The sequence below is a fragment of the Lacticaseibacillus sp. 866-1 genome (genome assembly GCF_016861825.1).
Lineage (GTDB): Bacteria > Bacillota > Bacilli > Lactobacillales > Lactobacillaceae > Lacticaseibacillus.
Genome location: NZ_BOLU01000005.1, coordinates 24,027 through 49,659, shown reverse-complemented (window position 1 = coordinate 49,659; position 25,633 = coordinate 24,027). Strand labels below are relative to the sequence as shown.

General features: G+C 58.6%; 25 protein-coding genes and 1 pseudogene. 16 read left to right on the top strand and 10 right to left on the bottom strand.

Features of this window, described 5'->3' with window-relative positions:
- Positions 1-161: 161 nt before the first annotated feature.
- The 5 genes from JUE30_RS02855 (at position 162) to JUE30_RS02835 (ending at position 4,012) form a co-directional block, all read left to right on the top strand.
- The gene (locus tag JUE30_RS02855) at positions 162-635 is read left to right on the top strand and encodes an S-ribosylhomocysteine lyase (RefSeq protein WP_125756070.1); all 474 of its coding nucleotides are present in this window, start codon (positions 162-164) and stop codon (positions 633-635) included.
- A gap of 163 nt (positions 636-798) precedes the next feature.
- Positions 799-1,050 (top strand): hypothetical protein, encoded by a 252-nt coding sequence (locus tag JUE30_RS02850; RefSeq protein WP_203623539.1) that lies wholly within the window; start codon positions 799-801, stop codon positions 1,048-1,050.
- Positions 1,047-2,171: a hypothetical protein gene (locus JUE30_RS02845; protein ID WP_203623538.1), complete on the top strand. Its 1,125-nt coding sequence runs from the start codon at positions 1,047-1,049 to the stop codon at positions 2,169-2,171. Before JUE30_RS02850 ends, JUE30_RS02845 begins: the two co-directional genes overlap by 4 nt.
- A 12-nt stretch (positions 2,172-2,183) precedes the next feature.
- Positions 2,184-3,299: a hypothetical protein gene (locus tag JUE30_RS02840; RefSeq protein ID WP_203623537.1), complete on the top strand. Its 1,116-nt coding sequence runs from the start codon at positions 2,184-2,186 to the stop codon at positions 3,297-3,299.
- Between the two features lie 23 nt (positions 3,300-3,322).
- A complete protein-coding gene (locus JUE30_RS02835; RefSeq protein ID WP_239061349.1) occupies positions 3,323-4,012 on the top strand; it encodes an ATP-binding cassette domain-containing protein in 690 nt (229 codons plus the stop codon).
- A gap of 47 nt (positions 4,013-4,059) precedes the next feature.
- Here the strand turns inward: JUE30_RS02835 and JUE30_RS02830 are convergent, their stop codons facing one another.
- On the bottom strand, positions 4,060-4,881 hold the full coding sequence (locus JUE30_RS02830) for an HAD family hydrolase (RefSeq protein WP_203623535.1): 822 nt from the start codon (positions 4,879-4,881) through the stop codon (positions 4,060-4,062).
- Positions 4,882-5,034: 153 nt separating this feature from the next.
- On the bottom strand, positions 5,035-6,456 hold the full coding sequence (locus JUE30_RS02825; RefSeq protein WP_203623534.1) for a DHA2 family efflux MFS transporter permease subunit: 1,422 nt from the start codon (positions 6,454-6,456) through the stop codon (positions 5,035-5,037).
- 460 nt (positions 6,457-6,916) lie between these two features.
- Between JUE30_RS02825 and JUE30_RS02820 the strand changes: the two genes are divergently transcribed.
- The 7 genes from JUE30_RS02820 to JUE30_RS02790 all read left to right on the top strand — a co-directional run bounded on the left by JUE30_RS02820 (position 6,917) and on the right by JUE30_RS02790 (position 14,920).
- A complete protein-coding gene (locus JUE30_RS02820; protein WP_203623533.1) occupies positions 6,917-7,900 on the top strand; it encodes a LacI family DNA-binding transcriptional regulator in 984 nt (327 codons plus the stop codon).
- 31 nt (positions 7,901-7,931) lie between these two features.
- Complete coding sequence (locus JUE30_RS02815) at positions 7,932-9,098, top strand: galactokinase (protein ID WP_203623532.1); 1,167 nt, start codon at positions 7,932-7,934, stop codon at positions 9,096-9,098.
- 45 nt (positions 9,099-9,143) lie between these two features.
- The gene (galE, locus tag JUE30_RS02810; RefSeq protein WP_203623531.1) at positions 9,144-10,139 is read left to right on the top strand and encodes a UDP-glucose 4-epimerase GalE; all 996 of its coding nucleotides are present in this window, start codon (positions 9,144-9,146) and stop codon (positions 10,137-10,139) included.
- Complete coding sequence (locus tag JUE30_RS02805; protein WP_203623530.1) at positions 10,136-11,599, top strand: UDP-glucose--hexose-1-phosphate uridylyltransferase; 1,464 nt, start codon at positions 10,136-10,138, stop codon at positions 11,597-11,599. Before galE ends, JUE30_RS02805 begins: the two co-directional genes overlap by 4 nt.
- An 11-nt stretch (positions 11,600-11,610) precedes the next feature.
- Positions 11,611-12,612 (top strand): aldose epimerase family protein, encoded by a 1,002-nt coding sequence (locus JUE30_RS02800; protein WP_203623529.1) that lies wholly within the window; start codon positions 11,611-11,613, stop codon positions 12,610-12,612.
- Between the two features lie 160 nt (positions 12,613-12,772).
- Positions 12,773-14,224 (top strand): ABC transporter permease, encoded by a 1,452-nt coding sequence (locus tag JUE30_RS02795; RefSeq protein ID WP_203623528.1) that lies wholly within the window; start codon positions 12,773-12,775, stop codon positions 14,222-14,224.
- A gap of 15 nt (positions 14,225-14,239) precedes the next feature.
- Positions 14,240-14,920: an ABC transporter ATP-binding protein gene (locus tag JUE30_RS02790; RefSeq protein WP_203623527.1), complete on the top strand. Its 681-nt coding sequence runs from the start codon at positions 14,240-14,242 to the stop codon at positions 14,918-14,920.
- Between the two features lie 67 nt (positions 14,921-14,987).
- Here JUE30_RS02790 and JUE30_RS02785 read toward each other — a convergent pair whose 3' ends face one another.
- The 3 genes and pseudogenes from JUE30_RS02785 to JUE30_RS02775 form a co-directional block, all read right to left on the bottom strand.
- The gene (locus JUE30_RS02785; RefSeq protein ID WP_203623526.1) at positions 14,988-15,491 is read right to left on the bottom strand and encodes a DUF4811 domain-containing protein; all 504 of its coding nucleotides are present in this window, start codon (positions 15,489-15,491) and stop codon (positions 14,988-14,990) included.
- Positions 15,488-16,941: pseudogene (locus JUE30_RS02780) on the bottom strand (MDR family MFS transporter). Before JUE30_RS02780 ends, JUE30_RS02785 begins: the two are co-directional and overlap by 4 nt.
- 169 nt (positions 16,942-17,110) lie before the next feature.
- Positions 17,111-18,496, bottom strand: a complete 1,386-nt coding sequence (locus JUE30_RS02775) for a hemolysin family protein (RefSeq protein WP_203623525.1) — start codon at positions 18,494-18,496, stop codon at positions 17,111-17,113.
- A 96-nt stretch (positions 18,497-18,592) separates the two neighbouring features.
- Here JUE30_RS02775 and JUE30_RS02770 point away from each other — a divergent pair, with 96 nt between their 5' ends.
- Positions 18,593-19,339, top strand: a complete 747-nt coding sequence (locus JUE30_RS02770; protein WP_203623524.1) for a TIGR02452 family protein — start codon at positions 18,593-18,595, stop codon at positions 19,337-19,339.
- Between the two features lie 47 nt (positions 19,340-19,386).
- Here JUE30_RS02770 and JUE30_RS02765 read toward each other — a convergent pair whose 3' ends face one another.
- On the bottom strand, positions 19,387-19,962 hold the full coding sequence (locus JUE30_RS02765) for a bifunctional 2-polyprenyl-6-hydroxyphenol methylase/3-demethylubiquinol 3-O-methyltransferase UbiG (RefSeq protein ID WP_203623523.1): 576 nt from the start codon (positions 19,960-19,962) through the stop codon (positions 19,387-19,389).
- Between the two features lie 60 nt (positions 19,963-20,022).
- Positions 20,023-21,312 (bottom strand): diaminopimelate decarboxylase, encoded by a 1,290-nt coding sequence (lysA, locus tag JUE30_RS02760; RefSeq protein ID WP_203623522.1) that lies wholly within the window; start codon positions 21,310-21,312, stop codon positions 20,023-20,025.
- A 124-nt stretch (positions 21,313-21,436) separates the two neighbouring features.
- Between lysA and dapF the strand changes: the two genes are divergently transcribed.
- Positions 21,437-22,432, top strand: a complete 996-nt coding sequence (gene dapF / locus JUE30_RS02755) for a diaminopimelate epimerase (protein ID WP_203623521.1) — start codon at positions 21,437-21,439, stop codon at positions 22,430-22,432.
- A 63-nt stretch (positions 22,433-22,495) separates the two neighbouring features.
- Here the strand turns inward: dapF and JUE30_RS02750 are convergent, their stop codons facing one another.
- The 3 genes from JUE30_RS02750 to JUE30_RS02740 form a co-directional block, all read right to left on the bottom strand.
- Positions 22,496-22,861: a hypothetical protein gene (locus JUE30_RS02750; protein ID WP_203623520.1), complete on the bottom strand. Its 366-nt coding sequence runs from the start codon at positions 22,859-22,861 to the stop codon at positions 22,496-22,498.
- A gap of 64 nt (positions 22,862-22,925) precedes the next feature.
- Entirely contained in the window at positions 22,926-23,714 is a 789-nt protein-coding gene (locus JUE30_RS02745; RefSeq protein WP_203623519.1) for a tyrosine-protein phosphatase, read from the bottom strand.
- 88 nt (positions 23,715-23,802) lie between these two features.
- Positions 23,803-24,195 (bottom strand): helix-turn-helix domain-containing protein, encoded by a 393-nt coding sequence (locus JUE30_RS02740; RefSeq protein ID WP_203623518.1) that lies wholly within the window; start codon positions 24,193-24,195, stop codon positions 23,803-23,805.
- Between the two features lie 289 nt (positions 24,196-24,484).
- Between JUE30_RS02740 and JUE30_RS02735 the strand changes: the two genes are divergently transcribed.
- Positions 24,485-24,934, top strand: a complete 450-nt coding sequence (locus JUE30_RS02735; RefSeq protein WP_125756028.1) for a universal stress protein — start codon at positions 24,485-24,487, stop codon at positions 24,932-24,934.
- Between the two features lie 146 nt (positions 24,935-25,080).
- Complete coding sequence (locus JUE30_RS02730; protein ID WP_203623517.1) at positions 25,081-25,614, top strand: DNA-3-methyladenine glycosylase I; 534 nt, start codon at positions 25,081-25,083, stop codon at positions 25,612-25,614.
- Positions 25,615-25,633: the final 19 nt, after the last annotated feature.

The window sequence follows — 25,633 nt, the reverse complement described above, 5'->3', positions numbered from 1 at the left end:
CGCAAACAAGGGTGGCACCGCGCGCAAACGCCCCTTGGCTTAGGTTAACGGCTAAGCCAAGGGGCGTTTTTTTCTCGCAATGTGTGAAGATCAACTCACCGGCTCTGCGTCGGCATCAGTTTCGGCAGTTTGGCATTTAAATTTTTTAGGAGGCACTAGCTATGGCTAAAGTTGAAAGTTTCACATTGGATCACACGAAAGTTAAGGCACCATACGTCCGGTTGATCACTGAGGAACACGGGCAAAAAGGGGACACCATTTCCAATTACGATCTGCGCCTGGTGCAGCCAAACACGGCCGCGATTGACACCGCGGGTCTGCACACCATCGAGCACTTGCTGGCCAGCCTGCTGCGCGACCGCATGGATGGCGTCATCGACTGCTCACCGTTCGGCTGCCGCACCGGGTTCCATTTGATCACCTGGGGCGAGCACAGCACGACCGAAGTGGCCAAGGCGCTGAAGTCGAGTCTTGAAGCCATCGCCAATGACATCACCTGGGATGACGTGCCAGGCACGACCATCAAGTCCTGCGGCAACTACAAGGACCACAGCCTCTTTTCCGCCAAGGAATGGGCGAAGCTGATTCTCAGCCGCGGCATCTCCGATGATCCGTTCGAGCGTCACGAGGTTTAACCGTTAGCTGCTTCATTCAGGCGTCACCGTTCGCGGTGGCGTTTTTTTGTGCGCAGGAACGAAAGCGCTTAATTATTTGACAAAAATGAGCAAAAGATTAGTTATCCGTTGTATAATGAGAAAAATTCTTATTATTGGGTGCCGGGTCAACGGGGGACGTGCGATGGCAAACAACGTGGGGCTGGAATGGAAAAGACAACCTTGGCAGCTGGGGCTGGTCGGCCTGTTGCTGGGCTTTTTGGTGTTGATCGTGCCGCTGATTCACTGGCAGCCGGCGCCGCTCTTGCTTCGCGATGCGAGCTGGCCTCAGCTTTCAGTTGGCGGCGGGATCGCGGTGTTATTGGGCTGGACAGCCGGGCTGTTAGGGCTGTGCTGGCTGCGGTTAAAGTGGCATCCAAGGGGGCAGGACCAGTGAAACGACAAATTCGCTTCGAGTGGCTGCGCGTGGTGCGCGACTGGGGCTGGCTGGGCTTCGCGCTCGTGTTCGCCTTGCTTCTCATGTGGCCCAACACCGCGCGCCTGGCGCCGAGCAGCGGTTACGACGCGGAAGTGCCGGCACTCCAAGAACTGATGAAGGCGGATGCTAAGCTTCAGAAGAAGGCTCCGGACAAAGCCGATGCAAAAGGGGCCCGGCCGAATCAGGAGGACCTGCGCAAGGAACAAGACCAGCTATACGATCTGACCTCGGCCATTGAGAATCAGGCGTCGCCATGGCGCCTCACCCAGCTGATGTACCGCCTGCGCCGCTCGATGGTGGCGCAGATCAACGCCGGCCGGGTCTATGTGGATAGTGGCGGCACACCGATGGACGTACTGCCGGTCCGAGAAGACGATGTGGTGCTAAAAATCTTGATCGAGCGCCATCAGGTCTTTATGCCGCCGGCCGCGACTAATCTGCCGGCTAGCCTGGCCCTTGCGCGCACGCTCCAACGCGGGGTGCCCGCACTTTGGCTACTGCTGTTTGTCGCGGTGTGGAGCAGCTATTACCTGATTTGGGATAAGCGAAGCCGCGTCGGCGAGTTCACGGCGCTGGTGCCGGTGCGGCAGGGGACAATCCTTTTGGCCAAGCAGCTCGTGTTTTGGGTGATTGCTGCTGCCACCACGATTGCGGTGTTCGCACTGGCACTGGTGATTCCTGTGCTCACCAGTGGCTTTGGGGATGCGCGCTATCCGCTGGCCTTCGCGCCGGCGGGTCAGGCCATCCAAGTCATGACGGCCGGCCGGTTCGTGCTGTTGTTTCTGCTCAACATCTTGGCGCTGTTAGCCTTTATGGCGGCCGTCAACAGTTTGCTGCAGCAGTTTATCCGCAATTACTTCGTGGTGTTACTGCTGCTCGCGGCGCTGTGCGTGTTTGGTCCAACACTTCAGCTTGGTCCGTGGGCACCGTTTCCGTACCTGGACCCTGCAGCGACTCTGCTGCCCCAAGGGACCTTAGGGATTCTTGCGCCGGGCTGGGGACCGGTGATACTGGCCGGCTGGGCCGCAGCGCTAGGCAGTTTAAGCCTGATCATTGCGGCGTGCCGGCAACGACTATAAAAGGAGAACGCGATGAAACAACAAAAATGGGAGTGGCTGCTCGCCCTTAAGCGGCCGGTGATCTGGCTGATTCCGCTGGTGATCACAACGCTGTTCATACTGCCGATGCTGCGTGGGCGGATGGTGGCCCGGGGCACTACCGCCGCCGTCCTGCGCGACGATGCCAGCACTGTCATGGAATCGCGTGATTTAGCAACGATCCGGCGCGTGATCAAAGCCGGCCCCAAGGCCCAACCCACGGTCATGACCTACCAGCAGGCCAAGAAGCTCTTGCCGCTGGCAAAAAAAGTGACCGCGGCGGTCAACGCGGGTGATCGAGTCGCGTATCCCAAGGCGGTGACCGCCTTTTTTTCCGCTACTGACATGCGCGCCCCCAAGTACGAGTACCTCGCGGCGCATCACGTGCCGTTCTATGATTTTGTTGATACGCAGACGCCGTTCACCAATTATCTGCTGAACCAAGTGATGTATTTTGGGAACACCACGTACGTCGTGCTGGCGCTTGCGGTGCTGGTCGCTTTCTTGACCACCATGGGACGCGGCAAACGTGATGAGTTTGCCGCTCTCCTGCCAATGCGGGCGAATCAGGTACTGCTCAATCAGCAGGTGGTCATCGGCCTGACCACGTTTGGCATGGTGCTGTTGGCATTGATACTGATGGCGGTGCCTGTCATCGTACGCGGCGGAATGGGCTCGTGGCAGACCGCATTCTTCTCGGGCTCTGGGGTCGACTTTAAAGCTGATACGCGTGCCATCATCGTGCCAGTGCTCAAGGCGCTGGCCTTCTACCTGCTGGGGCTGCTTGCAGTGAGCTTGATGCTGACGGGGCTGGCGCTGCTGCTCAAGCAGTGGCACGCCAATTTGATCACCACAGCGCTTGCCTTGGCCGCCGTGGTCATGCTGCCGAGCCGGGCCGTCTTGCAGTGGCTGCCGTCGCTTGCAGGAGTCTTGCAGGTCTTGCCTGGCAGTCACACGGACATCAGTATGATGCTGATGATGAGTCAGGAGACCTATCCTGCCGGGCCATTCGGCGGCCAGGGTTTGCTCGGACTAACGGTGTTATTTGCCTGGGCGGCGGTCTTCCTGATTGCCGGCCACGTTGTCGTCCACCGGCGCCAGGCCGCGTGAAAGGAGTGAGTCTCTTGCTTGAAGTGAAAAACCTTTCCTTTAATTATGGTAAGCAGCCGATTCTTGATGACCTGAGTTTTACGATCGAGGCAGGCACCATCGTCGGGCTCGTGGCCCCAAACGGTACCGGCAAAAGTACGCTGCTGCGCAATGTGACCGGGTTGCTGCGCGCCAAGCACGGCACCGTGAGCCTGCTAGGCCACGATTCCTGGCACGACCGGCAAGCATTTTTAAAGCATCTCTTTTTCCTTGAAGATTCTGCGCGGCTGTACGAGGGTCTCAATCCCAACGAGCTGTTCGGTTACGTGAAGGACGTGTGGGGCGGGCCGCTGTCAGTCGACCGCGTCGTCAAGGTGCTGCGCATGGAGAAGTACCGCAAAAAGCGGGTTGCCAGCATGTCGCTGGGGATGAAGCAGCACGTGCTGCTGGGGATGTACCTGATTTCGGGAGCGGACCTGCTCTTGTTTGATGAGCCCCTGAACGGGCTTGACCCGACCAGCATTGAGCTGTTCACGCGCATCTTTTCGCAGCTGAAGGATCAGGGCAAAAGCATTTTGATGTCGTCGCATCAGCTGGGCAATGTCACGACCATGGCTGATTCCGTCATGTTCTTGAGGGAGGGACACTTGCAAACTTATCAGACAGCGGCCATCGACCTGCAGCAGAAGTACGATGAATTGTATGCCGTGGATGAGACGCTGCTAGAACCCTAGGCCATACGAAAAGCCCGGCAAGGCGCCGGGCTTTTATGATACGGCGGTCAATTTTCTTCAGCGCGACCGAGGAACTTGTCGAGCGCCACCGGGACACCGTCGTGGTCCAGGTCAGCGGTGTGAAACTTGGTGGCGGCCTTCACCTGGTCGTTGGCGTTCCCCATCGCGATGCCGTAGTGAACAGTTTGCAGCATTTCGAGGTCATTGGAGCCGTCGCCGAATGCCATGGTGCGTGCCAGCGGCTGGATAAGCTCGCGGCACACCCGGAGGATCGCCGTCGCCTTGTTGACGCCATGGGCTGTGATCTCAATGTTGTTGATGTAAGAACTAGAGGCGTCAACGTCAGCAAGCTCGTTCATTTCGACGCGAGCGCGGGCGACTTTTTCCAGGTCCGGGTCGATGGCGATGGCATTGATGATCTTGCCGCTGTTGGCCCGCAACTGCTCAAGCGTGTCAATGGCGACATACTTGCTCGGGTCCTCGCCGGCGATGCGGTTCTTGCCATCGCCGGAGACTTCCTCAGGCAGCGGCGTGAGGTAGAGCACTTTGTCCAAGGTGAAAAAATACTGCGGGAGCTGATACTTTTTGGCGACGCGCCAAATGCCTTCCAGCGCGTTGGTGGAGAGGTGCTGCGCCGCGATTTTGCCGCCGATGCGGGTGACCGTGCCGTTGGAGCAGATAATGTCCAGGTCCGGGCCGATGCGGTCGGCCATCATGCTGGCGGAAAACAGCGGCCGGCCCGAGGCGATGAAGAAGCGGTGGCCCTGTGCGCGGTACTTGGCGATCGTCTCAACGACGCGCTTGGTGGGATACTGGCTTTCGCCGACCAGGGTGCCGTCGATATCCATAAAGACAGTGTATGGTGACATGAGTGACCTTCCTTTAGCAGTTGTTGTGGGAACAAATCTAAGCGGTTTCATTATACCAAATTCCGTCTCTAATTGATGAGGCCAGACACAAAAACAGTCTCACACAACCGTGAGTTTCACGATCGCATGAGGCTGTTTTATAACGTAAACTGACTAATTCAGCGGCACGTCTTCACTCTTGACCTTGCCCTTGACGCCCAGTGAAATGACGAAGGCGACGATGGCGATGATCAGAACGAAACCGAAGCCGAGGTGAGCGCCTGTGGTCAAACCGGCAACGCCAGCCTGGCTGGCACTCCCCAAAGCGAGCATCGAAGTGGCAATGGCAGTTGCCACGGCGCCAACGATTTGCTGCAGGGTGTTCAAGATAGCACTGCCATCAGCACTCTGTGAGCCAGGCAGCGAATTGAGACCGTAAGTCTGAGCAGGTGACATCGCCAGTGGCGCACCGATCATTAAGATGATGTGGCCGGCGATGACTTGTGACAGGCTGCTGTGGGCGTTCGTCGACATCAAGATTACGACGCCGATTGCGGCCACGATGAAGCCTGCGCGGGTGAGCCACTTGGCCCCGAAGCGATCATACAAGCGACCGGCAACGGCAGAGACTGCGGCGTTGACAATCCCGCCTGGCAACATGGCCAGCCCGGTCATGGCAACCGGCAGACCCATCACGTTTTGCAGGTATTGTGGCAGTAAGTACATTGAAGCGAGAATGACGCCGAAGTCAAGCATGACCAGCAAGGTACCGGTGGTGAAAGCGCGGTTTTTGAACGCTTTCAGGTTCAGCATTGGCGCGCTTTGGCTCAGCTGACGGCCGGCGTACAAGGCCAAGGCCGCGATGCCGACGACCAGTGCGAGAATCACGCGCACTGAAAGCCAGCCGGCGTCACTGGCCATCGAGGTGCCGATGACGATACCGCCAAAGCCGATGGTGGAAAGGGCAATCGATGCCCAGTCGATTGGGATACTTTTCTGTTCAAACGCGTTGTCCAGCGCGATGGCAGTGAGAATGAACGCAACCGCCAAAAACGGCACGAGCAGCCAGAAAATGGCGTGCCAGGAAGCAACCCCCAGCAGGATCCCGGTGATGGTCGGGCCGATGGCAGGGGCGAACATGATGACCAAAGCGGCCAGCCCCATCACCGTGCCCAGACGGTAAGGCGGAAAAATCTGCATGGCGACCGCGAACATCAGCGGCAGGACCAGCCCGGTGCCGATTCCCTGCAGCATCCGGCCGAACAGCAGGACGGGGAAGGCCGGCGCCATGGCGGCGATCACAGCGCCAATTAAGAAGGCACCGAGGCCGAACAGGACGATTTTCTTGGTGTCAAACCGCTTGGTCAGCATACTGGACAGCGGCATGCAGATGCCGATTACCAGCATGTAGCCGGTGACAAGCCATTGCACGGTGCCCTGGGTGACGTGCAGTGACGCCATCAAAGACGGCAGTGCGATATTCAGCGCAGTTTCTGAGAACATGCCGACGAACGCGCCGATCATGAGGCCCAGCATCGCAATTGCGGGATGGGCGATTTGCACACGCGCTTTTGGCAAACTTTCTGACATTTCCATAAAATAAAAACTCCTTACCAATTAGATTGCCCTTACCAAACCGACAAAAAAATCCCCACAGCGAAGGCCATGGGGACTTGGCAGCACCATAATAGGCGGAATGGCGCTGCGATTTGTTCTGTTCTGGGGCCGAAGCCCAACGTCTGGTTATATTACACGCTCACCCGGGCCAAAGTCAATTGTTTTCTGAAAATGAGGCGAACCAGCCACCGCCGCGATGGCCCTGATTTGAACCCACCAACGGATTACGCTAAAAAGTTTTGCGTGTGTTTTAGTAAATGTTTTAGCCGCTTCCGGATTTAAACGAATCTCATTGAAATGCTGATATGACAGCCATCATATTCGTGACCGCCGACTAGGAATATTTTTTGAACCACCTAGAAATATCTACGAAAACGCTGAATGCGCTTTACTTTTTACCGGTATTCAGTAAAATTGGAGAAAGAGAGGAGGCGTGTGCATGGCAACACTTAAAGATGTGGCCGCAGCCGCCCAAGTATCGATTACGACTGCCAGTCGCGTGCTGAACCGCGACGAGAGCTTTTCCGTCACGGATCAGACCCGGCAAAATGTCCTGAAGGCCGCGGCCACGTTGGGCTATGCGCGGCCCACGGTCCGCCATAAGAATAGCGGGACGGTCGTGCTGTATCAGTGGTACCCAGACGCCAAGGGCATGAGTACCGATTACTACAGCACGATTCGCCAGGCCGTGGAGCAGGAGCTTAGCGCCGTCGATCTCGGGGTCGTGCGCTTTTTCCCAGGCGACACGATGCCGTCCTTGGCCCGGTATGATGGCGTATTGGCCCTTGGCAAGTTTAGCCCCAGTCAGCTGGCCAAGCTCACCTCGCGCGACCAGCCGCTGATTGTCATCGACCAGGACGTGCTTTCGCGGCAGCTGTCCTGCGTCGTCCCAGATTTTGAAGGGGGCGTGGCGCAGGTGGTCGCCCACATGAAGCAAACCGGGGTCAAGCACCCGCTGTTTTTGGCAGGCCAGGAACACGCCAGCGACGGCTTTGCCTTGGCGGACCCGCGCACCCGCTTCTTCCCGCAACTGGCGGCAGAGGCGGGGCTGAGCCTTGCGACCACGCTGACCTCAGATTTCACCATGAACGACGCGTACAAGGTCATGGCGCAGTTTTTGGATCAGCCAAAAGCGTGCGACTTTGACGCCATTTTTTCCGCCAACGACGAAATGGGCATTGGCGCGCTCAAGGCCTTGCAGGAGCGCGGCATCAAGGTGCCCGAGCAGGTTGCCGTGTACGGCTTCAACGACCTGAACATGGGCCGGTTCGTCAGCCCGGCGCTGACGTCGGTGCGTGTGCGCAGCCAAGAGCTCGGCGCCGCGGCGGTGCAGCTGCTGCAGGCCAAGCTCGATGGAACCTTGGCGTTCCCGCTGCGCATCACGCCGGAAAGCGAACTGATCCTGCGGGGCAGCACCAATTAATTAGTTAATTAACTTTAAGGAGGAAACAACGATGAATGTAGAGGAATTGAAGGCAAAATTTGCGGCAGTGTTCGGCGAGCCGGCTGCAGCGGCGTACTTTGCGCCCGGCCGGATCAACTTGATCGGCGAGCACACTGACTACAACGGCGGCCATGTTTTCCCTTGCGCGATCAGCCTGGGGACGTACGCGGCGGTCGCCCCAAACGACGCGAAGGCGCTGCGGCTGTACTCGGGCAACTTTGACGAGGTGGGGATCGTTGAGGTGCCGCTGAGCGACCTGGCCACGCCTGCAGACAAAAAGTGGACCGACTACTTCAAGGGCATGGCCCAGCTGTTGCAAAAGGACTATCCTGCCTTCACCCAAGGCCTGGACGTCTACATCTTCGGCAATCTGCCAAACGGCGCCGGCCTGTCGAGTTCGGCTTCTTTGGAGCTGCTCGCCGGGACGATTCTCAAGGACCAGTACGGCCTGAAGGAGTCCATGCTGGATCTGATCAAGCTGGGCCAGAAAGTCGAAAATGGTTACATCGGCGTCAACTCTGGCATCATGGACCAGTTCGCGATCGGCATGGGCAAGGCCAACCACGCGACCCTGCTGGACACGAACACGCTGGAGTACGAATCCGTGCCGCTGGATCTGCAAGACAACGTGATTCTGATCATGAACACCAACAAGCGCCGCGAGCTAGCGGACTCCAAGTACAACGAGCGCCGCAGCGAATGCGAAGAGGCGCTGCGCCGCTTGCAAACCAAGCTGGATATCAAGACGCTCGGCGATTTGAACGAGGATCAGTTCGACCAGGCCAGCTATCTGATTTACGACGGCACGCTGATCCGCCGCGCCCGTCACGCCGTGTTTGAAAACCAGCGCACCATCAAGGCCGCGGCCCAGCTCAAGGCCGGCGACCTGGTCGGCTTTGGCCACCTGGTTTCCGCTTCCGGTGTCAGCTTGGCGTATGATTATGAAGTGACTGGCCCAGAGCTCGATACGCTGGTTAAAGAAGCGGTCAAGCAGCCCGGCGTCTTGGGGGCCCGCATGACCGGCGCCGGTTTTGGCGGATGCGCAATCGCGCTGGTGGCCAAGGACCACGTCGAGGCGGTCAAGGCCGCAGTCGGCGCCAAATATGAAGAAACCATCGGCTATGCACCATCGTTTTACGTCGCAGAGATTGCCGATGGGCCAAAGCGGCTCGACTAGTTTTCAGGTTCACACAGTGCGGATATCAGAAAGGAAGTTTTGTTGATGACAATTGCAGTTTTAGGTGGGGCCGGTTATATCGGCTCGCACACCGTGGCACAGCTGGTCAAGGCCGGCGAGGACGTCGTAGTGCTGGACAACTTGATTACGGGCCACCGTCAGGCCGTGGACCCGAAGGCACGCTTCTACCAAGGCGACATTCGCGACTACAAGTTCCTGAGCAGCGTGTTTTCGCAGGAAAAAATCGAGGGAATCATTCACTTTGCGGCGTTTTCCATCGTGCCGGAATCGATGAAGGATCCGCTCAAGTACTTCGATAACAACACGGGTGGCCTGATCACGCTGCTGGAAGCTATGCACCAATTCGGCATCAACAAGATCGTCTTTTCTTCGACCGCCGCCACGTACGGCGAGCCCAAGTCGATTCCGATCAAGGAAACCGACCCGCAGGTGCCAACCAACCCGTATGGCGAGTCCAAGCTGGCCATGGAAAAAATCATGCACTGGAGCGACGTCGCGTACGGCATCAAGTTCGTCGCGCTGCGCTACTTCAACGTCGCCGGTGCGATGCCGGATGGCAGCATCGGTGAGGACCACCACCCGGAGACTCACCTGATCCCGATCATTTTGCAGGTCGCCGCGGGAACGCGCACCGGGCTGCAGATCTTCGGCGACGATTACCCGACCAAGGATGGCACCAACGTCCGCGATTACGTCCACGTGGTCGACTTGGCTGATGCGCACATTCTCGCGCTCAAGTATCTGCGTGAAGGCCACGACTCCAACGCCTTCAACCTGGGCTCCGCGACTGGTTTCTCGAACCTGGAAATCCTGAACGCGGCCCGCAAGGTCACCGGCAAGGAGATTCCGGCCAAAATTGGGCCACGCCGCGCCGGCGACCCGAGCACACTGATCGCCGCTTCGGACAAGGCTCGCGAGATTTTGGGCTGGCAGCCAAAGTACGACGACGTGGAGAAGGTCATCGAAACCGCCTGGAACTGGCACGAAAGTCACCCGAAAGGTTACGGTGACCGGGCATGACAGCAGTCGAGCGGCAAGTCGATTACATTCTGGAGCTGAACACTGGGTATTCGGAAATGGATCGGGGCTATTTAGTGAATCGCATCCTGAACCTGGTCGGGGATGCCGCACGAGACCTACCTGAACAGGCGGCGCCGCTGGCCAACCTGGATCAGCTGGTTGACGCCGCGGTGCAAAACGGCAAGATTGAAGACCGCCTGAGCGCCCGGCAGATCCTTGAGGCCGAGCTGATGGCTTTGGCCACGCCGACCCCGAGTCAGGCCAATGCCGTCTTTTGGCAGAAGTACCAGGCCTCGCCGAAAGCGGCGACAGACTGGTTCTACGGGTTGTCCCGGGCGAACAACTACATTCAGACTCGCGCGATTGCCAAGAATATTGGCTTCACCACCAAGACCGACTACGGCGACCTGGAGATCACCATCAACTTGTCTAAGCCGGAAAAAGATCCCAAGGACATTGCCGCGGCCGCGCATGCCAGCGCTGATGCGACGTATCCGGCCTGCCAGCTCTGCATGGAAAACGAGGGGTACGCCGGCCGCAGCGACTATCCGGCGCGCGGCAACCATCGCATCATCCGCTTCAGCCTGGGCGGCCGCACCTGGGGCTTCCAGTATTCGCCGTACGCGTATTTTGGCGAGCACGCGATCTTCCTGGACAGCGTCCACGAACCGATGAAAATCACCCGTACCACGTTCACGAATCTGCTCGAGATATTGACGCTGTTCCCGGATTATTTTGTCGGCAGCAACGCCGACCTGCCGATCGTCGGCGGCTCGATGCTGGCGCACGAACACTACCAAGGCGGCAAACACGTCTTTGCGATGAACAAGGATGAAGTCGAGAAGGCGTTTAAGCTGGCGCAGTGGCCGAGCGTTTCCGCCGGGATCGTGAAGTGGCCGATGAGCGTGATTCGCCTCGAGTCGGCCGACAAAGAGGCGCTGGTCGAAGCGGCTGAGCACGTGCGCGCAGCCTGGGCCGAATACACCGATGAATCAGTTGATGTGCGGGCGCACACCGATGGGGTGCGCCACCACACCGTGACGCCGATAGCCACTCGCGATGGTGAGACGTTCCGGTTGGATCTGGTGCTGCGCGACAATCAGACCTCTGCCGCATTTCCCGACGGCATTTACCACCCACACCAGGACGTGCAGCACATCAAACGCGAAAATATTGGCCTGATCGAAGTCATGGGTCTGGCCATTTTGCCGGCGCGGCTCAAAACCGAGTTGGTTGAAGTGAAAAAGTACCTGCTGGGGCAGCCCAACCAGATTGCGGCCAGTCATAAGCCGTGGGCGGATCAGCTCAAGCAGCAGGAGACCTGGACGCTGGCCAACGCCGATGCCCAGCTGAACGATGCGGTGGGCCACGTGTTCGCCCGCGTGCTCGAAGACGCCGGCGTGTTCAAGCGCGATGACAACGGGCGCGCCGCGTTTGGTCGGTTCATCGCTAGCCTTTAAGGAGGAATCTCATGACCATTAAGCTGCAAAAGTATGGCACCTTGCGCGGCGAGCCCTTGTACGAGTTCACGCTGACCAATCAGGCGGGGATGGCCGTGCACCTGCTCAATTACGGCGCGACCTTGGCCCGCGTGGTCGTGCCGACCGCCCGCGGCCCGCTGGATCAGATTCTGACGCTGCCGAGCGTTGCCGACTACGCCAAGGAACGCAACTTTTTAGGCGGCACGGTCGGCCGCGTGGTCGGTCGGCTGCCGGGTCATGTCTGGCACCGCGAAGGCCGCGACGTGACGCTGCTGCCTGGTGAAGGCGATAACGCGATTCACGGCGGCCCGGAAGGCTCGGACACGCAGGTGTTTACCGCCACTTACCGGGAAGGCGACACGGAAGATCAGGTGACCTTCACCTTCGTCGATCCGGCCGGCCACAACCGCTTCCCGGGTAGCGTCAAAACGACCGTGACCTACACGCTGCACGCGAGCAATACGCTGACCTATGCGCTGCATGCCGTGACCGACGAGGAGACGCTGTACAACCCGACGAATCATGTTTACTTCGCGCCGGATGGGCTGGAAGCCGGCATTGCCGACACCACCGTGACCCTTGCGGCCGATTACTACGCGCCGCTCGATGAGCACCACCTGCCAAGCGGCGGCTGGGCGAGCGTGGCCGGCACGCCGTTTGATTTCCGCAGCGGCGCCAAGCTCGGCGACCGGATGCCGCAAGTCCTGGCTGGCCAGGGCTTCGACCACCCGTTTTTGATTAAAAAGGCGCAGGCCGTGCTGCTGACCGGTAAGTCTGGCCGCAAAATGGCCTTGACCACCACGGCGCCGGCAATTGTCATGTACACCGCCAACCACTTTGACCACACCGGCGTCCCGCACAACATTGGGGCGCACAGTGGGGTCGCGCTTGAGGCGCAGATCGCCCCGCCAAGCGGCCTTGACTGGTCCAGCATCACGCTGATGCCGGGCGAGCCGTACGACCTGGAAACCAGTTGGCGCTTTTTTGAATAATGGTGTCACCCCTTCGCCGCAACGGAGGGGTTTTCTTGACTGTTAAAAAGTCATTTTTTACCATGGGGAATCACTGCGAAAAATTCATAATTTAAACCTAATTGGCCGATAATCTAATCTCTGTCGTGAAGACGAAATCATTCAGATTGGAGCATCGACCATGAACTTTATTAAACGTGCGTGGCTTAACCTGATTGCCAGAAAGAGCCGCAGCCTGTTGCTGATTTTGGTGACCGGCGCCATCATGCTCTTCGTTATGGCAGGCCTGTTGATCAAATCGGCGGCGGGTCAAGCCGTTGCGAACGCCAAAGCCAGCGTCGGGGCCACCATCACCCTGACCGCCAACCGGCAGGCGGCTTTCAAAAAAATGCGCAGCAGCAGCGCTCCCAGCGGTCAGCCAGGGAAGCGGCCCAGCCTGACGCTGACCCCGGTCAAGCTGAGTACGGCTAAGCAGATTGCGAAACTGAACAACGTTTCCGGTTACAGCATCGCCGTGTCGGCAGCGGCCAACGCCAAAAGCTTTGACGCTATCAGCACCACTTCTTCCAGCAGCCAGGGGCCGGGCGGCATGGCGGCCAGCACCGGTGACATCAGCATCTCTGGGGTGTCGAGCACCAGCAGTAGCAGCAGTTTTGCCGATGGGACGGATAAGATTACGCAAGGGCGGGGCCTGAAGACCAGCGACATTGGCACCAATCACGTGGTGATCGAAAGTGAGCTCGCCACGCAAAACAGCCTTAAGGTCGGCGACGCAATCACGGTCAAGGCGACGAGTGGAACCAAGAAGACGCATAGCCTGAAAATCGTCGGCATCTATAAGGCGAAGAGTACCGCCACGGCGGGCATGGGTCCCGGCGCCAGCGACCCGGCCAACACCATCTTTACGAGTTACACGCTGGCCAATACGCATAAAGGCAGTAAGTACCAAGGCACGGCGGATTCGGTGGTCTTCACTGTCAGCGCCCCGAGTCAGGTCGCCGCAGTCAAGAAGCAGGCGAGCAAGCTGGTCTCCAGCAAGTACAGTTTGAGCCTGGATGACCAGAACTATCAGATGGTCAAATCCTCAATGAGCAGCGTGACGAGTTTTGCGGACAAGGTCTTGTGGCTCGTCGCGATCGCCGGGACCATCATCCTGGCCTTGATCGTGATTTTGATGATTCGCGAGCGCCGTTACGAGATTGGGATTTTAATGGCGATGGGCGAAAGTCGCTTTAAGATCATTGCCCAGTTCTTCGTTGAACTGTTTGTCGTGCTCCTGGTCGGCGTTGGCATTGCGGCCGCTGGCGGCGCGTTCGTTGGTAACAAGTTGGCCGCCCAAGTGACGGCCAGCGCCTCGAGCACCAGCACCGGCCAAACCGCGAGCCAAATGCTCGGCGGCAAGGGCGGCGCGCCGAGTGGGCAAGCACCAGCTGGCGGTCCTAGCGGCCAAATGCTTGGGAGTGCACGGACTGGTGCGGCCACGCAGCAAAAGCAGACCAAACTGGCGGTCAAGGTGACGGCCAAAGACGTCGCGCTGCTGTTCGGGCTAGGGCTTGCCATCATTTTATTGGCGATTCTGGCTGCGGCTGCGGGCATCTTACGGCTTCAGCCCAAGATGATTCTGATCCAATAGACTGGAGGGTCAACGATGTTAGAAACTGAGAAGATGACTTACTGGTATACGACCGCATCGGACTACTTGTTCAAGGACGTCGACCTGCGGTTTGAGCCCGGGCGCTCTTACGCCATTGTCGGGCAGTCTGGCACTGGCAAAACCACCATGGTGTCGCTGCTGGCGGGACTGGACGCACCCAAGGCCGGGAAGATCAAGATTGCCGGTCAGGACATTGCCAAAATGGGTCTGGGCACTTATCGCAGGCGGCAGGTCAGTGTCGTGTTTCAAGCGTTCAATCTCTTCACCTACATGTCGGCGCTGGAGAATCTGATGACCGCGATGGCCATCACGAAGTCCAAACGCCGCGGTGATCAGAAATTTGCGCGGGACATGCTGCGCAGGCTGGGCCTCACGGATGAACAGATGAGCCAGAATGTCCAGCGCCTCTCGGGCGGTCAGCAGCAGCGCGTGGCCATCGCCCGCACGATGGTTTGCGATGCGCCGCTGGTGGTCGCCGATGAGCCCACTGGCAACTTGGACGAGGCCAACACGGATGAGGTGATTGCCTTGTTCAACCAAATCGCCCATGAGCAGGGCAAGTGCGTGATCATTGTCACCCATGAGCCCAGCGTGGCCGAGCAGTGCGATGGCGTGCTGCGCCTGGCTCAGCGGACCTTCAGGTGGGAGAAAACGCCCACCGCCGCAGACGTGTGACGGGTGAACATAGGAATTAACCTGACAAAAAAGCTCAACCCGCTGAGGTTGAGCTTTTTCGCTAGATTTACTTGCGCTCGCTGACGCGCCAGGATTGCGGAATGGCGAAGTCGTAGGTGGTGTTCAGCACCTGGCCATTTTGGCCGGAGCCGGCGAAGAGGAAGGCAGCAAAGGTGTCCTTGTAGCGCAGCTCGGTGCGCTTGATGGTCACATGCGCTTGCTGAGAGTTGGTGCGGTGCAGCTTCACGTCAGTATTGATGCCGGGCTTTGCCACGGCAACTTTTTTGCTGAGCGGATTTTTGCGATAGACCACCGCGAGGTTTTGCTTGGCGGTGCCAATCGGGGCGGTCATGATCGTGTGATCAGCCGCACCAACAATTTCAGTGGTTTGAGTGAGCACCTTGGTGGTCATGCCGAAGCGCGAGGCGTCGTTGGCCGCAATGGCGCCGACGCTGGCAATCAGCAAGACGCCGAGCACCGCAATCCAGACCCGGCGGCGCAGGGATTTTTGCCCCAGCACGGCGACGAGAAACAGCGCAAACGCGGCTATCACTAAGATAACGAGAATCATGAGCGGTCGCCTCCTTGATCAATCGTATCGTTGGTTAGGCGCAAGCTAAGCAGAAACCCGATGGCGGCAAAAATCAGCGACACCACGAAGGCGGCGCGGTAGCCGGCCACGGTCGCGGTTTGCATCTGGCGCGCAAAGGCAATTGGGTTGCTTTTGGCTAAGCCGGCGGCTGGCCCTTAGTGACCGAGGCCAGCACAGAAACCAGAATTGCGGTGCCAATTGACGCGGCGATTTGGCGGACGGTGTTGTTGACGGCGGTGCCGTGATTAATGAGGTTGTCCGGTAGGGCGTTCATGCCGCTGGTGGTGACAGGCATGGTGACCATGGTAATACCGAACATCCGGACCGTGTACAGCACCGTCACAAACAGGATCGGCGTGTCAGGGGTCAGGGTGATCAGCGGGAACGTCCCGACCAAAAGCAGGAACAGGCCGGTCGTGGCCAGCCGCTTGGCGCCCATCCGGTCAAAAATCCGGCCGGTGATCGGCGACATGATCCCCATCATGATGGCCCCAGGCAGGAGGATCAGCCCGGAGTGGAAGGCGCTTTGGCCGCGAATCGTCTGGATGTACATCGGCAGGACCATTTCCACGCCGACCATCGACATGAAGGCGACGGCCGTCAGGATCACGGACAGGGTGTAGGTTTTGCTGGTGAACACGCGCAGCTCGAGCAGCGGTTTGTCCAGGTGCAGCTGGCGGTAAACAAAGGCCGCCACGACCACAATGCCGAGGACTAAGCTGCCGATGACGATCGGCGAGCCCCAGCCGGCATCGCCGACGCTGGAGAAGCCGTACAGCAGCGAGCCAAACCCGATGGTGGACTCAACGACGGACAGCACGTCGATCTTGGGATTCGTCGTGGTCAGCACCTTGCGCATCGAATACGAGGATAGGATGAGCACCAGCGCGGCGATCGGCAGAATGACGGAAAACAGCGAGCGCCACGAGTGGTTAAGCAGGATCCAGCCAGACAGGGTCGGCCCGACCGCCGGTGCCAGGCCGATGACGATGCCGGCTAGGCCCATCGCCGAGCCCCGCTTGTTGGGCGGGAAGACCGAGTACATCACGGTCTGGAAGGTCGGCGCGGACATGCCGACGCCCATCGCTTGAATCAGCCGCCCTGCCAGCAGCATGGGGAAGCTGATGGCAAAGCGCGAGATCAACGTCCCGACGAAAAAGATCGAAATGGCGGTCATGTAAAGGTATTTGACGTTAAATTTACTGAGCAACCACGCTGAGACCGGGATCATGATCCCCATCACCAGCATGAAGCCCGTGGTCAGCCACTGAACCGTCGAAGCGTTGATGTGAAAAGTCTTCATCAGCGTCGGAAAGGCCGTAGTCAGGATGGTTTGCGTTAAGAACGTGGTGAACGTCCCAATCAGCATTGTGACCACGAGCAAGTTGCGGTTGTACGGCTTGCCGTTGACATCTGTGGGCTGTGTCATGAAATTTTCATTCCCTTCGATAATTAAAATTGCAAATAATAATTCTATCACTAATTTCTGGTAAGTGCCACCGCTTGATGGGGCCTAAATCAGCCCTGTGCCTGCGGGCCGTTGCGCTGCGCAGGCAAAAAAATAGACCTGCAAGCAGGCCTAGGTTATTTTCTGAAATTTAGACAGGCACTTCTTCATCCTCGCCGTCGCCGTCCACGTCCATGGCCTTCGGAATCTCCGGACCCACCGTGACGTTGAACCAGTTGGCAAAGCCGCGGCTGTAATCCGTCACGGTCAGGTTGAAGCGGTCGAGCACCACCGAATCGTTGAGCTTGAGGTCAGGGTAATCTTCCATCAAAAAGCCGGCGATGGTGACGATGTTGGCATTTTCGAACTGCTTGAGGTCGACGTGGAAGAAGCGCTCGAAGTCGTACAGCGTGGTTTTCCCCGAGACCTTGAAGACGTTCGGCTGGGCGGTTTTAATAATGTACTCGTCGGACACGTCGTCGATTTCGTCCTTGACGGTCCCAAACAGCTCCTCGTAAATGTCCTTGTCAGTGACAATCCCGCTGGTGCCGCCGTATTCGTCGACGACCACGACAATCGGCGTCTGCTTTTTGATCATCTGCTGCAGAATCGAGTTGATCGGCGTGGCTTCAGGCACCGTGACCATGGCCCGCAGGAGCTTGGACACATGGACCGAATCGTCGACCTGGGCTTGCTTGACCAGGTCATAAATGTAGACATAGCCCAGCACCTTGTCCTTGTCGCCGTCAGCCACGACTGGGAAGCGCGAGTAGCCTTCCTGCAGGTAGTCGCGAATGACTTCGTGGACCGTGGCGTTGATGTCGATGACCACCAGACTGGTGCGGTCGACCATGATGTCATGGGCGGTTTTGTCGTTGAGGTCAAAGGCCCGCTGCATGTAGGTGACATCGTTTTGCTCCATGTCGCCGTTATCGATGGCGGCCTTGGACAGATTCAAAATCTCGGCCTGGCTGAAGGCCTCGTTGCTTTCGTCGGCCGGCTGCATGCCCATCAGGCGCACTATGCCGTTAGCGCTGACGTTCAGCAGCCACACGAACGGGTAGAACAAGCTGTGAAAATAGTGCAGCGGGGTGACAACGACCATCAGCACCTTGATTGGGATGTCGATCGCGATGTTTTTCGGCACGATTTCGGTGATGACGACTTCCAGGTAGGTCAAGACGATGACCCCAAGGACGGCCCCGATGGCGTGCAGACTCCCGTTGGGCAGCTGCAGGTGTGTCATCTGCATCACGTCGATCAGCAGGAAGGTGACAAAATCTTCGCCGATCCAGCCCAAGATGATCCCGCAGACCGACGTGCCCACCTGTGTCGTGGACAAATATTCGTTCAGCCGCTGGACCATGCGCAGCGCCCGCTGAAGCTTCTTGCGGTTGCCCTGGCCCTTATCGATCATGTCCTCCAGCGCGCTGGGGCGGCTTTGCACCAAGGCAAACTCCGCCGCCACAAAAAAGATGGCAAAAATGAACGTAATGACTAACACAACTAGACTAGAGGCAACTTGGCCACTATCCATTGATTCGATTCCTCATTTCTTGGTATTCTATGAAGCTATTGTAGCATTATACACGTACCAGTGAGTTATGCTAGGAAAAGAGGGGAGTGATTCATCATGGATCAAATCGAAATGCTGCGCCGCAGTCTGGCCGCCTATCAGCAAGATCCGCGCAAGCCGCACAGCCAGCTGATCAGTGCCCGCTTGCCGCAGACGCCGGCCATAGGCAATACGTCGGCGCAGTGGACCGTCGTCAACGAGGATGTCGTCAAGACTATGGCGCGCTTGCCCGGCCGCATCGGCGTGATGAACTTCGCCAGCCCAACGACCCCTGGCGGCGGGGTGGAGTATGGCGCCCGCGCCCAGGAGGAAAGCATCGCCAAGTGCACCTATTTGCTGCCGGCGCTGCGGCAGTTTGAGGCGACCTACTATCAGCCCAATCGGCGCGATCCCAATTCCGGCCTGTTCAGCAGCGCGCTGATTTACTCGGCCGAGGTGCGGCAGGTGTTTGACGAAACCGGCCGCGAGCTGTCAGACCATTTTGTGGACGTCGCGACTGTCGCTGCGCCCAACCGCAGTGCGTACCCGGCACTGACCGAGGCGGCAACCGGCCCTGACATCACCCTGAAAATCAGTCAGACGCTGCGCGCGTTCAAGCAGCACGGCGCCGATCACCTGATCCTGGGCGCGTTTGGCGGTGGTGTCTTCGGCAATCCACTGAAGCAGGTCGCGCAGATTTTTCGCCAGCAGCTGCTGCGCCCAGAGTTCAACGGCGCGTTTCCGGTCATCGTGTTTGCGATTTACGATCCCGACGGCGGCCGGGTGCAGACCTTTGAGAATGCGTTAAGTGGGCGCTCAAACTAAAAAAGTTTCCTGCGTGCGACTGCTTGCAGGAAACTTTTTTGGTTGGTTTACTGGCCGCGATTACGCCGCCGTTTGGGCGCCGGCGGCGTGATTTTCGCCCGGTGCGCCACCACGACGAACAGTTTGGTGCCAGCGGGCTGCTGGCTCGGCGCAAAGCATTCGCTGACGGCAATCAGACTGGACAGATTCGCCTTGACCTGACTGGCATCGGCGGCGCCGGTGACGGCCAGCACCATTTCGCCGCTTGGCCGCAGCAGCTTAGCCAGCTGGTGCGTGCCTCGGCGCAGGTCCTCAGCCGGGTAGGCAAACGGCCCAATGACCAGGTCGTAAGGGCCGGTCAAGAGGTCGAAGCGGCGATCTGGCATGATGCGGTAGCGCAACCGATCCGAACTGGCCACGTCGCGCGCGGCACTGATGGCGTAACGGTCACGGTCGACGCCCAGCACGGCGATCGCGCCGGCGTTGATCGCGCCGCGGCAGAAGGCACCGTCGCCGGAATGAATGGCCAAAACGCGCTTGCCGGAAAGGTCTGGTGCCTTTTGTGTCAACACCTGCCACAGGGGCTGGTTGCTGCTGGTCGGCAAATCGCCGCCAGCTGGTTTCATCGTGGGATAGGGTTCCATTTTTGCACAACCTTTCGCCATTATTATAGAAGAACCGGCCCCTGGGCGCCAGACCGGCCGCTAGAGATAGCTCAGGTCATTGCGGGTCAAGTCGGCGTAGCTTTCGCGTCGCACGACCAGCTTGGCTTGGCCATTTTCGGCGAAGACGACCGCCGGGCGCGGGTTGCGGTTGTAATTGGACGCCATCGAGTAGCCGTACGCGCCGGTGGCGAGCACCGCGACCACCGCGCCGGCTTCAAGGTGCGGCAGCTTCGCTTGGTCAATCAAAATATCGCCGGACTCGCAGTATTTGCCGACCAGACGGACCGTTTCGGTGCTTGCCGCGTGCGGGTCGGCCGCCGCGACCGCCTCGTAGTCGGCCTGGTACAGCGCGGGCCGAATGTTGTCGCCCATACCACCGTCCACGGCGACAAACGGGGCAAGCCCAGGCACGTCCTTGCGGCTGCCGACGGTGTAGAGCTGGTAGCCGGCAGGGCCGACAATCGAGCGGCCGGGTTCGATCCAAATGGCCGGGGGGTCAAACGGCAGGTCAGCGGCTGCGATCGCATCGAGAATCGCGGCAACAAACGCTTCCGCTGGCAGCGGGTCGTCTGCATCGGTATAGGCAATGCCAAAGCCGCCGCCGAGGTTGAGCACCGTGGGGGTGAAGGCCAGGCTGTCGTGCCAGTCCGTCAAGATGGCGAGCAGGCGCTGCGCCGCGGCCACAAAGCCTTTGACCTCAAAAATCTGGCTCCCGATGTGGGCGTGGATACCCAACAGGTGCAGCTGCGGGTTGGCCAGCGCGCGGGTCGCTGCGGCCTTGGCCTGCCCGGAGTCGACATCAAAGCCGAACTTGCTGTCGGTTTGGCCGGTTTGATCATACGCGTGGGTGTGAGCGGAAATGCCCGGGGTTACCCGCAACAGGATATTCTGAACGCGGCCTGCCTGCTGCTTGAGCAGACTCTCAAGCAGGTCCAACTCGTGAAAATTATCCACGATGATGGTGCCGACATGGGCGTCAAGCGCCTGCGCCAGTTCCGCTTCGCTTTTGTTATTGCCGTGAAAAGAGACATGGGCCATCGGAAACTGCGCGGCCTGGGCCGTGTACAGCTCGCCGCCGGACACGACGTCGACATGGGCGTTTTCCTGGGCCGCGACCTGGTACATGGCGACCGTCGCGAAGGCCTTGCTGGCGTAGCTGACCGCATATTTGGCGCCATGGTCCTCAAAGACCTTGGCAAACGCGCGAAACTGCGCCCGAATCTGCCCGACGTCATACACGTACGCCGGCGTGCCGAACTGCTGCGCCAGCGTCAGCGCATCACAGCCGCCGATGGTTAAGTGGCCTGCCGCATTGGTTTCAATCTTCATGGTAATGCCTCCCGAGGTGAGTTTAAGCAAAGTCTAGCCTTTGCCGGCCGGCCGGTCAATCATCGATGGCGAGGGGCGGCCGCTTGTGCTACAATTTAGCCACTATTTACTGGGAGGCTTTTGGATGGCTGAATTAAGACGCGTGCACGGCTCGGAGAACACTTTTTTTCTCATGGATCAAACCACGCTTGATCACAAATTGTCTCATCAGGAGCTGGTGGCGCTGACCAAACGGCTCAGCAGCCGGGACAGTGGGCTGCTCGGCGGGGCCGACGGCATGCTGATCGTCGACGACGCGCCAGGCGCTGTGGGCCGCATGACCGTCATTAACGCGGATGGCAGTCTGGCCAAGATGTGCGGCAACGGCCTGCGCACGGTGGCCCGCTACCTGAGCGAGAAAACCGGGCAACAGCAGTTCACCGTCCAAACTGAGGAGGCGCCACTGCGCGTGCGTCACGTGGCCGATTTTGCCGCCGGCGTGCCAGGCTATTCGGTTGAGATCTCACCGGTCAGCTTTGATGCTGCTGCCTTGCCGTTTGCGGCGCTGGACACGGCGAAGATCGTCGATCAGGTGCTGCCGGCGCTGGACCCGGCGCTGCGTTTCACGGCGGTCGCAGTCCCGAACCCGCATCTGATCGCCTTTGTTTCGGAGGCCGAGCTGAACGGCGAGAAAATCGGCGCACTGGGCCGCAAGCTCAACGCGGCCAACCCGTACTTCCCAGAAGGCGTCAACGTGACGTTTGCCGCCATTGAAGGACCCCACACGCTGTTTGCCCGCACTTACGAGCGGGGCGTCGGCTTCACCAACGCGTGCGGCACGGGGATGGCGGCCACGAGCCTGGCGTTTGTGCTGACGCATCCCGAAGCCGCAGCGCTGGACCAGCTCAACACGGTTTACAACCCGGGCGGCGTGGTTCAAACCAACGTGCACGGCAGCGGCGGTGACTACTGGATCGAGCTGATCGGCAACGCCACGACGACGCACTTGATCGACGTGCCAGAAGCCCAGCTGCACGAAGGTCAATTTACCGGTGCGCAAATCGCCGACACCGGTGAGGAAGCGGCCTACCAGCAGTTTGTGGGCACCTTGCCGTACCGCGACGTGATTGCCGCCATTTAATCTGCAGTCGAAAAAACGACCCGGTTCAGGTGTTCATGCCTGAACCGGGTCGTTTGCGTTTGGTTAATCCACAAAGACGAGCTGGAATTCGTTCTTCTTAGTGTCAATGTTGACGGCAACGTGGCGGTTGAGGTCCTGCACCATGTTGCGCGCAAAGTTCATCTTATCTTCGAAGTCCTTGTAGGCCTTGGTTTCCGGAATACTACTGTAATCGAAGTTTTCGCCGATGAAGGCGGGGTCGGTGACGAAGCGCAGATTGTTCTGGTCGTGCCGGCTGCCTGGCTTCAGCACGCTGTCAATGTAGTGGAAAAGCGTCGTCGGCGCAAAGTTGAGCGGCTTGTCGAGCTCCGTTTGAATGGTGAAGTTCGGCGCATCGTCAACCAGTGAGTCGTTCACCTGCACCTGGGTCAATCCTTGGTATAGTTTCATAAGCGCACACTCCTTTCCGCTTTGACTTTATTATAACGCAGATGCGCTTGAGCGGGTTTGTCCATCACTTGAGGTAAAGCGCGCGTAAATCGCGCCGCTGCGCATCGCTGAGTTGCAGTTCAGTTTTGAGGTAATTGGGCAGGTTCCCGTACTCGCGGTCAATGGTGTAAAGCGCCGAGTCCAGATACTCGTTGGCCACGCCGCCCAGCGACCGGTAGGAGGCCTGAAGGGCCGGCGAGCCGCCGGCCTCGATCACTTCGTCGACCATGCGCTGGCCTTCTGCTACCAGGTAGAGGTTTGAGGCCAGGTAGTCCTGGCGAATGGTGATCGGATCAACGCCCAGCGCCGTCAGCAGGTACACCGCGCCCATGCCAGTGCGGTCCTTACCGGCACTGCAGTGAAACAACGTCGCCCCGTCATCATCCGCGGCCAGCAGCACGTCGAAAAACTGGCGGTACGCCTTTTTTGCGCTGGGCTGGACGACGATGTCGGCGTAGGTGCTGACCATGCTGCGAAAGCCGGCCAAGGGGTCCTTGGCGAGCTCCGTGTGCCGCTCTTGTTCCGCATCGGCTGTGACTTTGGTCTCATCGGTGGGAAACACGGGGTCAAACACGTCCCGGGCCGCAGCCGGGACCCGGTCCGGGGCGTCGGCGCGTTCCTGCGGTGAGCGGAAGTCAACTGCGGTTTGCAGCCCGTAATCGGCCAAGTACTGCAGATCGGCGGCGGACAGCTCGTTCAGCCGGCCTGACCGAAGCAGCCGGTGGTCTTGCACCGTTTGCCCGGCCTTAGTGCGATAGCCGCCCAGGTCGCGAAAGTTGAAACCGTGGTGGATGGGAAGAACAATGGGTGTCACGATAATACCTCCTCAGTGGATTCGGTTTCAGTATACCGGAGGCGGACAAAAGAAAAAAGCCGCCTCAAAGGCGACTCTTTCACCGAAGCTAGTCCTGTTCTGCGGCACTGCCGATAATTAAACCAGCGGTGAAGGACGCCACGAGGTCTTTTTTGGCCTGCGGCAAGCGGGAGCCGTTGTAGGTCAGGATCGTGTTGTCTGCAAGCAGATCTTCAACACGGATCACATTGTACTCATCAAGGTCGATCGCATCCCGATCGGTCGCATACTTGTCCGGGTAGGCAAGCGCGAGAATGTTGTTCGGGTCGGTGTTGTAGTATTCCGCAAGCTTGCGGATACTGCGTTCACTGGGGATCGTTTGATCGTTTTCCCACTTGGTAAAGCTGGCCGGGGAGGTGTGCGTGGCCTTAGCGACTTCAACGATGGACTCGCCGCGGCCCTTGCGAATCTGACGCAAGGCACTGCCAACTGTTTCTGTCATGTTTTCACCACATTCCTATAAATTAGAATAACTAAACCAATTGAAATCGGTTCACCGTTTAATTTAGCTTTTTTGCTTGGTAAATGCAATTATTAGTGGGCAATTTTATCGATATTTTTATTGTCAACATTCAATAGAAACCCTTTGAAAATCTGAACTGCCGCGTTAGACGTTTTTTTATTCCCAAAAAAGCTTATTCGGGCTGCGACGGAGCGGCCCGATCATGATGCTTCTGCTTGTTTTTGGCCGGCTGATGATTTACGCTTGAGAAAAGAGAGGGTGTGATCACATGGATCAAGAATATACCACGATACTGGTTCCAGTTGATGGCTCCGATGAGGCTGAGCTGGCATTCAGCAAGGCGGTCAAGGTCGCACAGACCAACCACGCCCACCTGGACATCTTGAACGTCCTGGATACAAAGCAATTTATTGGTGGCTATGGCGGCATGATCTCTGGCGATGCGATTTACCAGCTGACCCAAGATGCCGAGAAGTATTTGGATGGCTTGCAGACCCGCGCTGAACAGGCTGGTTTGACCGACGTCGCGATTCACGTGCGCTTCGGCAACCCGAAGAATGTCATCGCGACCGACTTTCCGCACGACCACAAGACGGACCTGATCATGATCGGGGCCACCGGGCTCAATGCGGTCGAGCGTGTGCTGGTCGGCTCGGTCACCGAGTACGTCAACCGCACCGCGCCGTGCGATGTACTGATCGTCAAAACTGAAGCTTAAAGTTTTTGCAAGGGCTCGCTGCGGCGGGCTCTTTTTTCGTGCCAAAGAGCACAAGCCGCTGCCTTGACGACAGGCCGCGTCCTTTTTAAAGTAGGGGGCAAGAAAACTGAACTTTGGCGGCGTAATCTATCCGCGGAGGTGCTAAGATGGAAGAATCAGTTTGGTGGGCCAAAAGCCCGGTGTTAAAAGACTATCACGATCATGAATGGGGCGTGCCCAAGCATGATGATCGCCAGCTGTTCGAGCTGCTGAGCCTGGAAAGTCTGCAAATCGGACTGAACTGGGAGCTGGTGCTGAACAAGCGGGCCGCGTTCAACGAGGTGTTTCACGATTTTGAGATTGACGCTGTTGCGCGCATGACAGATGCGGACATTGAGCCGCTCATGGCAGACGCGCGGCTCATCCGCAATCGGCGTAAGCTCGCGTCGATTCCGCACAATGCCCGCGCGGTTCAACAGATCCAGCAAGCCTTCGGCAGTTTTGCGGCGTACGTGTGGCATTTTACCGCGGGTGAGCAGCTGGTTAACAAGCCGCGCCGCTGGGCCGACGTGCCGGCGTACACGGACCTGTCGACCGCGGTCGCCAAGGACATGAAAAAGCGCGGCATCACCATGATTGGGCCGACTTCGGCATACAGCTTCCTGCAAGGGGCTGGCGTGATCGATGACCATTTGGCCTGACTGAAAAAATTTATTGCTG